This window comes from Budvicia diplopodorum (genome assembly GCF_009800925.1).
Classification (GTDB): domain Bacteria; phylum Pseudomonadota; class Gammaproteobacteria; order Enterobacterales; family Enterobacteriaceae; genus Budvicia; species Budvicia diplopodorum.
In genome coordinates, this window is record NZ_WOYF01000002.1 from 55,812 (window position 1) to 70,659 (window position 14,848).

Below are 14,848 nucleotides of genomic sequence, written 5' to 3' on the forward strand. Positions count from 1 at the left end.
ATTTTTCCTTAGCGAAAAATGATGAAATACATAATTACGATATTGGCCGCCAGCAAAACCAACGCGGTCGGCGTTTGTATTTTGATAACTTTATATTTATCACTCAGTTCAAGCAGCGCCGCTGGCACAATATTAAAGTTAGCGGCCATCGGGGTCATCAGCGTTCCGCAATAGCCGGCTAACATGCCGATGGTCACCAGCGGAGCAGGATCGGCATGCTGGCCAACCACCAAGAACGGCAGCGCAATACCGGCAGTCATCACCGGGAAAGCGGCGAAAGCATTACCCATAATCATGGTAAATACGGCCATGCCCACGCAGTAAATCACCACCAGCATAAAGCGGTTGTCTGGGTTAACAAAGAGGCTAACCACTTCTTGTACCGATTTGCCGGTCTGAGCGGCAACAAATACGCCGCCCAGCATCGCCAGCATCTGAGGTAAAATAGCCGCCCAGCCGATAGCATCAACCAACCGGCGAGATTCGCGAACCGCCTGCAGCGGTGTACCGCCGGTTAATGCCCAACCGGCCAGAACCGCACCCACACAGGCAACGCACAGAGCGGCTAGCGTCAGCTGTTTCTGGTCTAGCAGATACACGCCACCAATCTCAACGTTTTTAAATAATACGGTACACAACACCGTAATGACCGGGATCAGTACCGCAGGTAAGAAGATTTTATTGCCTAAACGATTAGCAGAAGCCTGACGTTCAGCCGCGGTACGCAATTTATAGCTTCCGGCCGACAGTAGACCACAGCCAGCAATCAGAGAAATAACGATCACCAGCCCACCGATAATCCGATAGGCCAATGACTTACCGAGCGTTGCCACCATCAGGTCGCCGAACAAAAATACCGAGCCAAATAAAAACCAGAACAGCGCCGTAGTAAACCGTTTAGGATTACCTTTATCGCTGAGCGTCATCCCGACCAACAGCATAACGATCACGCCAACCAGATAATAAATTTCATTAATTGTGAGTAACGTTTTCATGCTGTCACCCCGTCAACTGCCGAATTTTTCCAAGCCTCGACGTCGCGACGGATACTGGCATCCAGCCGCACCAACCGAGCCATATGGATAATTAATGCCGCAATAGCGGTAGGAATGGCCCACAGTCCAAGATGCAGCGGCTCAATGTTGGTAATACCGTTCTCTTTAAGAAACGCATCCATCAGCAGTACCGCGCCAAAGGCAATAAAAATATCTTCACCAAAGAAAACCGCAATGTTGTCACAGGCGGCCGAATGTGCCCGAATTTTGTCACGGATAGACTGCGGTAAATCACCGTATTTAGCTACCGCAGCCCCCTCGACCATCGGTGCCAATAAAGGCCTAACGGTTTGGGCCTGACCGCCAATATAGGTAAGGCCTAACGCCCCCATCACTTGACGAAACACGAAATAGAGCATCAGTATGCGTGCCGACGTGGCGTTGGCCAGGCCAGAGATCCAGTCCTGCGCTCGCTCTTTTAAACCATAGCGTTCAAGCAGGCCAATAACCGGTAATATCAGTAAAAATGTCGCTAACGCCCGGCTATTAACGAATTTTTCGCCAAAGGTCTCGAGCAACGTGCCGAAATCCATACCAACAGCCAGCCCGGTAGATAAACCGGCAATAGTAACAACCAACAGTGGGTTGAATCTGAGTGCGAAACCGACAACCACAATAGGTATGCCGATCAATGGTAACAATGATGCCATGTCCATGAGTTTTCCTTCATATTGAATGGTGATGTAATGTTGCTACTGTTTTATTTTTATAATCTTTTAATCTGATGCGAAACTCAGCAGCCGTACGGTGCTCTGATGGCAACCTGTTGTTGCGTAAGTTCGTTACGAATACGCTGAGCAAACGCTAATGCATGCGCTCCGTCTCCGTGCAGACAAATGCTCCCGGCGTTAACCGGGACCCAACTGCCGTCAATGGCACAAACTTTACCTTCCCGAACCATGGTCATGGTTTGGATTAATGCCTGTTGTTCATCTTCTATCAATGCTCCTGCCGTACTCCGCTTAACTAAACTGCCGTCAGCGCTGTACCGGCGATCGGCAAAGACTTCTTCTACTGAATTAAGCCCCGCCCGCTTAGCCGCGGCAATCAATTCGCTGCCCGCTAAACCAAACAGGACCAACTGCGGGTCTACGTCAAAGATTGCCGAAACGATAACATCGGCCAGCCCGGCGTCTCTGGCGGCCATATTGTACAACGCACCGTGCGGCTTAACGTGAACCACTCGTCCTCCCTGAGCCTGCGCAATGGCGCACAGGGCACCGATCTGATACTGCACCCCGCTGTATATTTCATTGGTCGGAAGCTGCATTTCAAGACGCCCAAAATTCTCCCGGTCAGGAAAGCTAGGGTGGGCGCCAATGGCTACGCCTTTATCAATTGCCCAGCTAACGCACTTTTGCATCATTAGCGGGCTACCGGCGTGCCAGCCACAGGCAATATTCACCGAACTGACCAGCGCTAACAGCGCCTCATCAACGCCGTTATCCTGCTCACCCAGATCGGCATTCAGATCGACACATAAACCGCTATCGCTTACATACTGTTTTTCCATAACGCGCTCCTATTTCACCTTAGGCAGCCATCGCATGGCCATTTCGACTTGCTGTAAATATGAATCATTGCGGCGTAACTCTTCATGAGCCTGTGCGACATCGCATTGAACAAACCTGACCGTACGGTTAAAGCGTAACTGCGCCAGCCGGGCCAGATCGGCATCAATAACCACGCCAATTTTTGGATAGCCGCCGGTGGTTTGAGCATCGGCCATCAGCACGATCGGCTGCCCCGCAGGCGGCACTTGAATAACGCCGGGCAGCACGCCGTGGGATAGCAATTCACATTCCTGCTTAAGATTCAGCACCGGTCCATTGAGACGAAACCCCATCCGATTGCTTTGAGGCGTTAACACCCAAGAGCTGTTCCAAAAAGTTTGCTGAGCCTCAGGGGTAAAGAGTGAGTACTCAGGACCGGGAACCACCCGAACTCGAATACCGTCAACGTCACCACATTCATACCAATAAGGCGGACGAACGCCAAAGGGTGCCGCTCGCATAAGGGCGGTGATTGATGGTTTCAGCTCGCCGACGCAGAGCGAATCGCCATCGCTCAGCGCCCTTCCCTGATGCCCGCCAAACTTAGCCTGCATATCGGTAGCCCGTGATGCCAGCTGAACGGCAGAGTCAATCCCACCGGACACCGCCAGATAAGCGCGCATACCGTGGCGTGGCGCATTCAGTTTGAGGGTTTGCCCGGCCTTCACCTGCACGCTCCACCAGGGCAATAACGCAACGTTATCCAGCGTCGCTTCAAAATTTGCCCCGGTCAGGGCGATACGGTAATCCGACGCAAAGGTCATTTCACAGGGGCCAAGGATAAACTCAATGGCCGCTGAATCGCGCGGATTACCCACTAATAGATTGGCAATGGCTAAAGCCATGCGGTCAAGTGCGCCCGACTGGCAAACGCCAAAATGTCGATAACCACGGCGGCCTGAATCCTGAACGGAATTGAGCCGCCCGGCGCGAACAATATGAATCACAGCAAAACCTCTCGGGCAATAAAGCGCACGCGGTCGCCGGGCTGCAATAACGTAGGCGCATGGCTATGCGGATCGAAAAGATTAATATCGCTGTGACCGATTAATTGCCACCCCCCCGGAGAGGCCGCAGGGTAAATTCCAGTTTGGCTTCCACCAATCCCAACTGACCCCGCCGGCACGGCTAAGCGAGGCTCGCTACGGCGCGGCGTGCTCAGTGCGGGATCTAAGCCGCCAAGATAAGGAAAACCCGGTTGAAAGCCGATAAAATAAACAACATATTCAGCCGCCGCGTGCCGCTTCACCACCTCTTTAGCGGAAAAGCCGGTACTACGGGCAACGTCCGCCAGATCCGGACCATAATCACCGCCGTAGCTAACCGGTATCTCTATTTCTCTGCCCAATTGCTGAACGGCTGCCGCTTCGTCCCAAGCATTTTGTAGCTTACCTGTTAGTTGGCGAATATCGGCCTGCAGCGGATCGAATAACAGCGTCACATTGTTCATACCGGGTACCACATCGATGACGTGCGGCCAATTACGCGCCTGACTGGCAACAACCCACAGGCGCAGCTGGTAGCTCAGCGCAAGGTTTACACCCGCATTGAGCACTAAAGCACTTTCACCAAGAGTTTGTATCACAGCCTGCGTCATGCGGGTTTCCTTTAGAAAACGTTTAATCAAGATGGATTAGCAGGAAATAGCAGAGAAACAAGACAGACATGTTGGCTGCGTAGCCGATACCTATCTTGCAGACAGGCTGATTCTTTCAATTGCCATTTGAGCGAATTTTTAATATCAACTATTGAAAATTAAATGTCAAAAGCTGGTGAACCGTAGGGCCATTTTGTACTGGAACAAAAACGTGGATAAAAGCAGGCGATCAGCACAACTGACCAAAAGGAGAGGATAACGCTAGACTTTTGTTAAATAGATCACAATATTTCCATGTCTAACATCTCATTTTTGTATAGCAGCGCTCTAAGCGTGATAAATAGCCCGTTTCGCAACTATGGGCGGCCATCAGTTGAGTGAAAAAAAAAGCCCGTTGATGAATGAAACCGAAAAAGTAAAAAGCCGCCCCGAAGGACGGCTTTGGCCAATTGAGTATGAATAACCGAACGAATTACAGGCTTTCAGTGAAAGTACGGGTAATAACGTCACGCTGTTGTTCTGGAGTCAGTGAGTTGAAACGCACCGCATAGCCAGAAACGCGAATGGTCAGCTGTGGGTACTTCTCTGGATTGTTAACCGCATCTTCCAGCGTATCGCGGCTCAGCACGTTTACATTCAGGTGCTGCCCGCCTTCAACGCGCACGCTAGGTTTCTGTTCCATAGCCACTTCACGGTACTCGATTTTCCCTAGCTGACTAACCGGAACGATTTGGTCTTCTGAATAATCAGCTTTTGCACATACGCAACGCGCTTGCTCGGTTTCGTCATCTAACAGCCAAAAAGAGTTTAACAGCGCAGAATTGTCAGCTTTAGTAATTTGGATACCAGTAATCATGGGGTGCCTCCATTGATTTTATTAATTAAGCCAAGGCGGTTTACCAAGGCAACTATTTATCGAATTCGGTTAACGCCTGACGCGATTCATACAGAAACAAGGTTATTTTTATCTTATATATCAGTGAAAGACGCCACTTTCTTTGATTTAAATCAATTTAATTTAGGCGCAAAATAATCAATTATTTACAGCTTTTTGTTTTACATCAAATTTTATCGTTTTATGAAGCTTAATTATTTTTGTAAATTTTCAACTTTTTTTTATAAACCACCACCGAACATCAACTAAGGATGGGCCAAGTAACCAACGCAGCTAACGCTCCTGCAACTTGAAGTATGATGGGTATAGACGTTAATCGAAGATCATAATAACCTTAGGCCCAGCTAGATTATTGATTCGCTATAACCACAAGAATAAAGGAGGACATCGATGGGCGCAGGACTGACATGGCACGATGTGATAGGAAAAGAAAAAGAGCAGCCCTACTTTCAGGACACCCTCAAGTTTGTTGCCTGCGAGAGAGCAGCAGGGAAAGTTATCTACCCGCCGCAAAAAGACGTATTTAATGCCTTTAGTTCAACGGAACTGGGAAATATTAAGGTCGTTATCTTAGGTCAAGATCCCTATCATGGCCCGAATCAGGCCCATGGTCTTTCATTTTCAGTACTGCCCGGCATCCCTGCTCCACCGTCACTGGTCAATATGTATAAAGAGCTGATAACCGATATCCCCGGCTTTCAGCGCCCCAACCATGGCTACTTACAAAGCTGGGCTGAACAAGGCGTGATGCTACTCAATACGGTCTTAACCGTCGAAGGGGGCAAAGCCCACTCGCACGCCAGCTTAGGCTGGGAGACGTTTACCGATAAGGTTATTTCAGCAATCAACGATAGCCGCGAGGGCGTTGTGTTCTTGCTCTGGGGCTCTCACGCTCAGAAAAAAGGACGAATCATCGATCGCAAACGCCACCACGTATTGGCTGCTCCGCACCCTTCACCGCTGTCGGCCCATCGCGGGTTTCTTGGATGTAAGCACTTTTCGCAGGCAAATGCGCGTTTAGAGCAACAGGGTATCGAGCCAATTAACTGGCATTTAGCGAATTTGTAATAGTCTGGACTAAGATTTTTATCTATTTGGTTTTAGCACTTTTGGCAGCCGTTCTTCACCGATAAAAATAAGGCCCTGCATATTCTGCCAAGCCTTTAGGCTATTGATAAACCTGTCTAATTTTATTTCAGCGTAAGTTTCGTTTGCGAAAAACAATGCTGGAATATAAACATTTTCTAGCGGCCGAGGGGCGATGTTTCTCAGTCTTGTAGGCCTCGGGCCTAGCCCGCCTACGGGCGCTCGGGCTGCTTTCGCAGCTACGACCCGAACGGCAGCCTCTCCCTCAGTTTGACTATGTTTAAAAACAGACAGTTTATCATCAAGATTTGTCATCAATGAGAAGGCCCTGCGTATTCTGCAGGGCCTTTTTACTTTCAGCGCATAGTCTAAAGCTACAAATTATTCTGCTTGCAGTTTAGTTGGCTGGTCTAACTTATATTCACCGGTTAATGAAGTCAGGAACGCAACAATATCGTCCACGTCTTTTTCCGGTAAGGTGGTTTCTAGCTGAAACTTCAGCATCATATTCACTGCGCCTTTCAGCGAATCTATGCTGCCGTCGTGCAGGTAAGGAGCCGTTAGCTCGACGTTTCTCAACGTTGGCACTTTGAAACGATTACGGTCACGCGCAAACATCGTGAAGTTGAAACGACCCAAATCGACGTCAGCAATGCCTTTGCCGCGCGCCGCAAAGTAGTCTTCTTTTAGCCCCATCATTTCAAACGACTGACCACCCAGATTCTTACCTACGTGGCAGGTATCACACTTATTGTCTTTAAACAGCTGAAAACCGTGCTTTTGCTGAGCAGTCAGCGCCCCTTGTTCACCTTTCATATAGCGGTCAAACGGGCTATTTGGCGTAACCAGCGTTTTCTCAAACTCGGCTATTGCATCGGTAATCGTGGCGGCAGTATAACCCTCAGGATAAATTTTGGTGAAGGCTGCGGTCAAACCGGGATCTTTTGCCAATTTACCAATAATTTGATCCCATGATTCGGAGCCCATTTCAATTGGGTTCAGCGGCGGTCCACCGGCCTGATCCTGTAGAGTATGCGCCCGGCCATCCCAGAATTGATCGACGTTATAAACAGAATTGAATACGGTAGGCGCATTAATTGGCCCGGTCTGCCCGTTAATTCCTTTTGACGTCACCAGATGGTCTACGCCTCCGGCAGTCAACCTGTGGCAGGTTTCACAGGAGAGCGTATCGTCGCCGGACAAACGGGTGTCATGGTATAAAATCGCCCCCATAGCCACTTTTTCAGCATCGGTTGGCATTGGCTCAGGAAGCGGCTGAACGGCCTCATTTTTGAAGGTATCGCTCACGCCTTTCGTGACATAGTATTGGGCGCGCTGTTTTTCAGCCCAGCTCAGAATCTGTGCACGATCGCTTTCACTTAGGTTACCGCTCCAGTGAAGGGCAGTATACCGGGTTGGCGGCATGGTTTGATCCTGAACCACTCGCTCGATTTTCGCCAAATCAGCTTCAGGGGCGGCCGTACCGTTGACGAGGCTATCCATAGTAGCCTGCAGATTGAAGTGGACATATCCTTTCTTAACGTCATGTTCCATTAGCTGCTTAGCAATCGGAAATGAGGCGTAGAATGGCATTTCTGCATTACCAGTGTGGCAATATTCGCACCCACGCTGATAAAAAATATCCCTTATTTGTGCATCGCCCTTAGGCGTTGCAACTGCGGCAATGAGTTTAGAGCTTCTATTCTGATCATAATTATAGATGTAGGCAGCGGTACCCAAATAGCCGATAATCCCTACGGCGCATGCTCCCAGCAGCAATTTTTTTATCATAATTCCCTCACATAATTCTCTGTTTTATTAAAATGCCATTTATTAAAATCCCATGAAAAAATTTATCTCATGGAGAAAATCACAGAGGGATTATCACTGGTAAAGGAGATATCTAATTGATACGGATCAAGTATGACCTGCAGTAGAACCTATCATTACAATAGGCTTAGTCTATGGATGGGTATTAATAATGAAGGCGTTACAAAATAGCGGTCAGATAAAAGCCACCAGATAGCAGCATAGCTAGAAAGAAAAAATAGAAGTGTGAAATAAAACGCCTTTCAGGGGTTCACCTCACACTTATATACCGGCGCTATAGCAACTCAATAATCATTTGATCATTTAGCAACGGCGACCATCGCAGGGCGAATCAGGCGGCCGTTTAGCGTATAACCCTTCTGCATCACCATCATCACATGATTAGTCTGGTGATCAGGTGACTCTAACATGGTCATCGCCTGATGCAATTCTGCATTGAAGGGAACATTGGTCTCTTCAATAACGTCAACGCCGAACTTACGCACGGTATCAAGCATAGATTTCAACGTTAACTCAACGCCTTCAATTAACAGCGCGAGATCCGGATTTTGTTTATCTGCGGATGCTAAGGCGCGTTCCAGATTATCAATAACCGGTAACAGATCGGCTGAAAATTTTTCCAACGCAAATTTATGCGCTTTCTCAACGTCTTGTTCTGCACGACGACGAACGTTTTCAACGTCGGCGCGGGCGCGTAATACGTTTTCGCGCTCTTGCTGCTGAACCTGAGCCAATTGTGTTTCCAGCTCAGTAATACGTTCAACATAATGACTATTTACGTCGGTCTCTGCGGCTTGCTCAGTGCCTTCCATTTGCTGCCGATCGTTTAATGTTTCTTCTGAGACTTGCTCATTAGGTATATTCTGTTCTTTACTACTCATGTAAATCTCCGCAGTTTGGCATTACGCTCGCTTGTTCGCTTATATTATGGGGATGAAATTTGACGAATCAAGGAAGACGTTCATATTGTATGGGCGCTATTGTCGCATCTGGCAGGAAAAAATAAATGAATAACAAAAAATTCAGTTGCATCGGGCTAGTCGGACACCCCCGCCACCCCGCGGCATTAGCCACACACAAAACCCTTTACCACTGGTTAAAAAGTAAAGGTTACTCGGTCATCATAGAACAACAAATTGCCCATGATCTCGATATTGAATCTGCCACAGTTGGCACGTTAGCCGAGATTGGCCAAGATGCCGATCTGGCCGTGGTGATCGGCGGCGATGGCAACATGCTGGGCGCTGCCCGGGTCCTCTCCCGCTATGATATTCAGGTGATTGGCGTTAACCGTGGCAATCTCGGGTTTCTAACTGATTTGAGCCCGGATAACTTACAGCAGCAGCTTTCTGAAGTTCTGGAAGGCGAATACGTCAGCGAGCAACGCTTTCTACTGGAAACGCAGGTTTATCGGGCGAATCAGCCAACCCGTATTAGTACCGCAATCAATGAAGTTGTTTTGCACCCCGGTAAAGTCGCCCATATGATTGAGTTCGAAGTGTATATCGACAATAACTTCGCCTTCTCGCAGCGCTCTGATGGTTTAATTATTTCCACCCCAACCGGCTCTACCGCCTACTCACTTTCGGCCGGAGGCCCAATACTGACCCCAACTCTCGATGCGATTGTGTTAGTGCCGATGTTTCCACATACCTTGACCTCCCGACCGTTGGTCATCAATAGCAACAGCGTAATTAACCTGAAGTTCTCCCACTATAGCCGTGACTTAGAAATAAGCTGCGATAGCCAAATCGCGCTACCCATTCAGAAAGATGAAGAAGTGATTATTAAGCGCAGTGATGCGTACTTAAATTTGATTCATCCTAAAAACTACAGTTATTACAATACGCTAAGCACCAAGTTGGGGTGGTCTAAAAAATTATTCTAATAAAGTGAAAATCTGACTTTACTGTATATAAAACCAGTTTATACTGTATGAAAACACAGTCATCTGTTTATAAATATACGGGACGCGGGAAGATAATCATGCTGGCACAGTTAACTATCAGTAATTTTGCTATTGTCCGAGAGTTGGAAATTGACTTCAATTCAGGAATGACGGCCATTACCGGCGAAACCGGAGCCGGTAAATCAATTGCTATAGACGCATTAGGCTTATGCTTGGGCAGCCGGTCCGAGGCCGCCATGGTTCGCAGTGGTGCAAACCGGGCCGACATCTGTGCCCGCTTCTCCTTGAAAGACACGCCAGCCGCCAAACAGTGGCTAGAAGATAATCAGCTCGACGACCAGCACGAGTGCCTTTTGCGCCGCGTTATCAGCTCCGATGGCCGTTCCCGTGGGTTTATCAACGGCACCGCAGTGCCGGTTTCTCAGCTCAGAGAGCTAGGCCAATTATTAATTCAAATACACGGTCAGCATGCTCACCAGTTGCTATTAAAGCCCGAACATCAAAAACACCTGTTAGATGCCTATGCCCACCAAAGCGAACTTTTGTCAGACATGCAGCATGCCTATCAACGCTGGCATCAAAGCTGTAGCCTGTTGGCAATGCACCAACAGCAAAGCATCGAGAATGAATCTCGCCAGCAGCTGCTTCAATATCAGCTAAAAGAGCTAAACGAATTCTCACCGCAGGCCGGTGAATATGAACTGATTGACGAAGAGTACAAACGCTTAGCCAACAGCGGGCAACGGCTTTCGCTCAGCCAAGAAACGCTACAAGTTCTGGCTGAAAATGACGATCAAAACGTTCTCAGCCTGCTCAATCACGCTAAGCATCAGCTACAAGAACTGGCTTCCATCGATGACAAAATGAGTAGCTTGCTGTCTATGCTGGAAGAAGCCTCAATTCAGGTCACTGAAACCAGTGAAGAACTCCGCCATTATGCCGAGCGTATGGAAATGGATCCGGTTCGTCTTTATGAACTCGAACAGCGCTTATCGCGCCAGTTAACGCTGGCGCGCAAACATCATATTGCGCCAGAGCAGTTGCCTGAGCTCCATCAACAACTCCTTGATGAACAAACGCAAATGGCTCAGCAAGAAAATGATTACGCACAGCTAAATGAAGCGGTTGTACTGCATCATAAACAGGCGCTTGAAGTAGCCAAGCGCCTGAACGCTCAGCGCCTTCACTATGCCAAAGAGCTGTCAGAACTGATTACTCACAGCATGCACTCACTGTCGATGCCTCACGGCCAACTGGCAATCGAAATCAGCCATCAGCCTGAGCACCTGAATGCCGAAGGCGCAGACAAAATAGATTTTCGCGTGACCACCAACCCAGGTCAACCGCTACAGGCGCTGTCAAAAGTAGCATCGGGCGGTGAGTTGTCCCGTATCGCTCTGGCTATTCAGGTCATTACCGCTCAGAAGATGGATACGCCAGCGCTAATCTTTGATGAAGTTGATGTCGGCATCAGCGGGCCAACGGCGGCCATTGTGGGCAAACTACTACGTCAGCTAGGAGAATCAACTCAGGTCATGTGCGTCACTCACCTACCTCAGGTTGCCGGCTGCGGTCATCAACATTTTTATGTCAGTAAACACACTGATGGCGAAGAAACAGAAACCCAAATGCAGCTGTTAGATAAAAATGCCCGCTTACAAGAGCTGGCCCGTCTATTAGGCGGTAGTGAAGTCACTAAAAATACGCTGGCAAACGCACGGGAACTGCTTGCCGCCTGAAGGCCAAAATAAAAATAGGCATAAATGTAATATTAAAAACTAACTTTTTCTTGAACCTGTGGTCATATCTGAGCGAAGAAATTTTAAGATATGGCCCCGATTCAAAGCAGTAAAGGTTTCCAAACGTCGCAAGGTCTATTATCATCGACAGCCTATGTTCTAAAGGAAAGTAATATTATGCGCTGCAAATTGCTGACTGCCGCAGTAGTGGCTCTTGTGATGCTGGCTACCGGTTGTTCAACGCTGGAAAAAATGGTCTATCGGCCTGATATTAACCAAGGGAATTTCTTAACGCCTACTGACGTAGCCAAAATACAAAAAGGCATGTCCAAACAGCAGGTTGCTTATGTCCTTGGAACACCAATGGTTCAGGATCCGTTTGGTTCCAACACTTGGTTTTATATCTTCCGTCAACAGCCAGGGCATGAAGGCGTTAGCCAACAAACGTTAACGTTATCGTTTGATAGCGGTGGTACGCTGACCAATATCAATAACGATACCTCTGACATGGCTAATCCAAATGTAGAGACCGTACAGAAAGAGCCTGCGCCTAAACCAGAGACAGAGAAAAGCTCTTGGTTTGACTGGTTCTAGCTCTGGATAGAAATTTTCATTTCAGATAAAAAAGAAGACGCCCTAGAGCGTCTTCTTTTTTGATTTCTCGACTCGTATTCGCCGAAGCTCTTTTGGGTCGGCGGTCAATGGCCGGTAAATTTCAACCCTATCGCCGTCCTGCAATACGTCGGTCAGCTTAGCCGCACGGCTAAAAACCCCTACTTTATTAACCGCTAAGTCGAGCTCTTTACGGGCCTCTAGAATACCCGAAGCCTGAATCGCTTGTCCGACCGTAGTGCCTTCAGGTACGGCCAAAACCTTAACATACTGCCGCTCTGGCAGCGCAAAAACCACCTCAACGTTAATATCAGACACCGTAAACCTCTTTAGCCCGCTTGGTAAATGCCTGCACCATATTCCCCGCCAGATCCTGAAAAATACGTCCAAACGCGATCTCTATCAATCGGCTACTAAATTCAAACTCCAGATTAAACTCAATGCGGCATGCGTCTTCGGTTAGCGGCGTAAATAGCCAACCGCCTTGCAGCACCCGGAACGGCCCATCCACCAGCTTCATATCAATAATGGAATTCTCGACCATTTTATTGCGCGTAGTAAAGGTTTTACGGATTCCCACCTTAGAAACCTCGATAGACGCCGTCATGGTGTCTTCTGTCAATTCAAGGATCCGACTACTAACGCAACCGGGTAAAAACTGTGGGTAAGAGAGAACGTCATTAGCCAGTTTATACATTTGCCCGGCGCTATAATTCACCAATGCCGAACGTCTGATATTCTGCATAACATTTCCTAATCAATATGTCTGAACGATAAAGCGGCGCAAATCATACCATCGAACCTGAAGCTGACCAAAATCGATATTATTTAGTATATAGCCCATTATGACCAACAGATAATTCAGGTGACAGAATAGAAGAATAATTCGTGGCTTCAACGGTTAGGGGATATCTTTCAAATCAGCATTAAGTATAATAAAACCACTATGACAAAGAAAAAAGTTCACAAACCCGGTTCCGCAACTATTGCGATGAACAAACGCGCCCGCCACGAGTATTTCATTGAAGATGAAATCGAGGCAGGCTTAGCCCTGCAAGGTTGGGAAGTAAAGGCAATGCGCGAAGGCAAAGCCAATATTATGGACAGCTACGTAGTGTTCAGAAACGGCGAAGCCTACCTGTTTGGCGCCACGATTACGCCGCTTAACGTTGCATCGTCGCATATCGTGTGCGATCCAACCCGTTCGCGTAAGCTGTTGCTGAATAAAAAAGAGCTCGATTCCATATTTGGCCTATCTAACCGCGATGGCTACACCATCGTTGCCCTTTCCATGTACTGGAAAAACGCATGGGCTAAAGTCAAAATCGGCGTAGCCAAAGGTAAGCAACTGCACGATAAACGTACCGATATTAAAGACCGCGAATGGCAGGTTAGTAAGAACCGTATTATAAAGCACGCCAATCGCTAAGCCGCTAGCGTGCCGCAGGCAAACTCTGTTATACTTATAACGTTAGTAAAGTTGTAACAACTTGGGGCTGATTCTGGATTCGACGGGATTTGCGAAACCCAAGGTGCATGCCGAGGGGCGGTTTGCCTCGTTAAAAGCCGCAAAAAAATAGTCGCAAACGACGAAAACTACGCACTAGCAGCTTAATACCCTGCTAAGAGCCCTCTCTCCCTAGCTTCCGCTCTTAAGACGGGGATCAAGAGAGGTCAAACCCAAAAGAGATCGCGTGGACATCCTGCCTGGGGTGAAATCGCTAAAACTAATCAGGCTAGTCTGGTAGTGGCGTGTCTGTCCGCAGCTGCCCGGCGAATGTAAAGACTGACTAAGCATGTAGTACCGAGGATGTAGGAATTTCGGACGCGGGTTCAACTCCCGCCAGCTCCACCAAATACGTCACCAGTGATACCAGATAGACCCGGTGATAATAGCAAAAAAGCCTGTAACTTATGTTACGGGCTTTTTTGTGTGTGTAAGATGGAATATTTGTATAAAAACTCACATCGTATGGAATAACACTTTGTTTTAAAAACATTAACTTACTGAACATTAAATCTGCTAAGCTGCTTTCAGTAAACTTGTAACTATATGGAAAACAAATTGATGGGTATTCTAAAAAACGTAGCAACAGGAAAATTCAGTTTAGGGATAACTTTTTGGTGTTTTGGCGTTTTAGGCAGCTTATTTTTTGGTAAAGTCGGAATACTGTTAATTCTGTCAGGCAATATCAAGTTCTTAAATGCTGCATTATTCTGTCGATTCATAGTGTCAGTCATGGTCCTTTCTGGAATAACTTTTATCCTAAAAAATAACAAAATTACCTTCTGGGGAATGATTGCTTTTATTGTTTTCTTAATACAAACAATGTTTATGCTTGGTTCTTTTCTATTTTATACTATTAAAGAATTATTTTTTAATGAGTAAAAGCGCATCTAGACAGAGTACACGAGGGAAAAAGAAATTAATTATCAACTCCATCACAAGGGTCACTTCATGATATCCAATATATAAAAGTACTTATCTGCTCCATGGGGTTATGTGAAAATTAAATTACTCAAGCATTTTGAAACACATACATGATTTATTAATAAATAAAGATAATATGCT

Annotated in this window: 15 protein-coding genes, 1 other RNA gene and 1 pseudogene; 7 read left to right on the forward strand and 10 right to left on the reverse strand. The window is 47.3% G+C overall.

Annotation, left to right across the window (positions count from 1 at the left end; translation table 11 throughout):
* Nucleotides 1-8: 8 nt before the first annotated feature.
* The 6 genes from GVI43_RS02735 to grcA form a co-directional block, all read right to left on the reverse strand.
* On the reverse strand, nt 9-995 hold the full coding sequence (locus GVI43_RS02735) for a DUF979 domain-containing protein (protein WP_159565184.1): 987 nt from the start codon (nt 993-995) through the stop codon (nt 9-11).
* A complete protein-coding gene (locus GVI43_RS02740; RefSeq protein ID WP_159565186.1) occupies nt 992-1,711 on the reverse strand; it encodes a DUF969 domain-containing protein in 720 nt (239 codons plus the stop codon). Before GVI43_RS02740 ends, GVI43_RS02735 begins: the two co-directional genes overlap by 4 nt.
* A 77-nt stretch (nt 1,712-1,788) precedes the next feature.
* Nucleotides 1,789-2,568, reverse strand: coding sequence for a 5-oxoprolinase subunit PxpA (pxpA, locus tag GVI43_RS02745; protein WP_159565188.1), 780 nt, complete (start codon nt 2,566-2,568; stop codon nt 1,789-1,791).
* A 9-nt stretch (nt 2,569-2,577) separates the two neighbouring features.
* Nucleotides 2,578-3,555, reverse strand: coding sequence for a 5-oxoprolinase subunit C family protein (locus GVI43_RS02750; protein ID WP_159565190.1), 978 nt, complete (start codon nt 3,553-3,555; stop codon nt 2,578-2,580).
* Entirely contained in the window at nt 3,552-4,205 is a 654-nt protein-coding gene (pxpB, locus tag GVI43_RS02755; protein WP_159565192.1) for a 5-oxoprolinase subunit PxpB, read from the reverse strand. The genes GVI43_RS02750 and pxpB overlap by 4 nt, the downstream gene beginning before the upstream one ends.
* Before the next feature lie 472 nt (nt 4,206-4,677).
* A complete protein-coding gene (gene grcA / locus GVI43_RS02760) occupies nt 4,678-5,061 on the reverse strand; it encodes an autonomous glycyl radical cofactor GrcA (protein WP_159565194.1) in 384 nt (127 codons plus the stop codon).
* Between the two features lie 429 nt (nt 5,062-5,490).
* Here grcA and ung point away from each other — a divergent pair, with 429 nt between their 5' ends.
* Nucleotides 5,491-6,168, forward strand: a complete 678-nt coding sequence (ung, locus tag GVI43_RS02765; RefSeq protein WP_159565196.1) for a uracil-DNA glycosylase — start codon at nt 5,491-5,493, stop codon at nt 6,166-6,168.
* A gap of 399 nt (nt 6,169-6,567) precedes the next feature.
* Here the strand turns inward: ung and GVI43_RS02770 are convergent, their stop codons facing one another.
* Both GVI43_RS02770 and grpE read right to left on the reverse strand, forming a co-directional pair.
* The gene (locus GVI43_RS02770) at nt 6,568-7,977 is read right to left on the reverse strand and encodes a cytochrome-c peroxidase (protein WP_159565198.1); all 1,410 of its coding nucleotides are present in this window, start codon (nt 7,975-7,977) and stop codon (nt 6,568-6,570) included.
* Nucleotides 7,978-8,315: 338 nt separating this feature from the next.
* Entirely contained in the window at nt 8,316-8,897 is a 582-nt protein-coding gene (grpE, locus tag GVI43_RS02775) for a nucleotide exchange factor GrpE (RefSeq protein ID WP_159565200.1), read from the reverse strand.
* Between the two features lie 125 nt (nt 8,898-9,022).
* Between grpE and nadK the strand changes: the two genes are divergently transcribed.
* From nadK to bamE, 3 genes and pseudogenes are all read left to right on the forward strand, one after another.
* Entirely contained in the window at nt 9,023-9,904 is an 882-nt protein-coding gene (nadK, locus tag GVI43_RS02780) for an NAD(+) kinase (RefSeq protein WP_159565202.1), read from the forward strand.
* A gap of 98 nt (nt 9,905-10,002) precedes the next feature.
* Nucleotides 10,003-11,664 (forward strand): DNA repair protein RecN, encoded by a 1,662-nt coding sequence (gene recN, locus GVI43_RS02785; RefSeq protein ID WP_159565204.1) that lies wholly within the window; start codon nt 10,003-10,005, stop codon nt 11,662-11,664.
* Nucleotides 11,665-11,841: 177 nt separating this feature from the next.
* Nucleotides 11,842-12,159: pseudogene (gene bamE / locus GVI43_RS02790) on the forward strand (outer membrane protein assembly factor BamE); the annotation flags it as partial.
* Between the two features lie 141 nt (nt 12,160-12,300).
* Here the strand turns inward: bamE and GVI43_RS02795 are convergent.
* Nucleotides 12,301-12,594, reverse strand: a complete 294-nt coding sequence (locus GVI43_RS02795) for an RnfH family protein (protein WP_159565208.1) — start codon at nt 12,592-12,594, stop codon at nt 12,301-12,303.
* Entirely contained in the window at nt 12,587-13,021 is a 435-nt protein-coding gene (locus GVI43_RS02800; RefSeq protein ID WP_159565210.1) for an SRPBCC family protein, read from the reverse strand. The genes GVI43_RS02795 and GVI43_RS02800 overlap by 8 nt, the downstream gene beginning before the upstream one ends.
* Nucleotides 13,022-13,222: 201 nt before the next feature.
* Here GVI43_RS02800 and smpB point away from each other — a divergent pair, with 201 nt between their 5' ends.
* From smpB to GVI43_RS02815, 3 genes are all read left to right on the forward strand, one after another.
* Nucleotides 13,223-13,705 carry an SsrA-binding protein SmpB gene (smpB, locus tag GVI43_RS02805; protein ID WP_159565212.1) on the forward strand — a complete coding sequence of 161 codons (483 nt, stop codon included), beginning with the start codon at nt 13,223-13,225 and terminating at the stop codon, nt 13,703-13,705.
* Nucleotides 13,706-13,768: 63 nt separating this feature from the next.
* Nucleotides 13,769-14,131: a transfer-messenger RNA gene (gene ssrA / locus GVI43_RS02810) on the forward strand.
* A 213-nt stretch (nt 14,132-14,344) separates the two neighbouring features.
* A complete protein-coding gene (locus GVI43_RS02815; protein WP_159565214.1) occupies nt 14,345-14,665 on the forward strand; it encodes a hypothetical protein in 321 nt (106 codons plus the stop codon).
* The last annotated feature ends 183 nt before the right edge of the window (nt 14,666-14,848 follow it).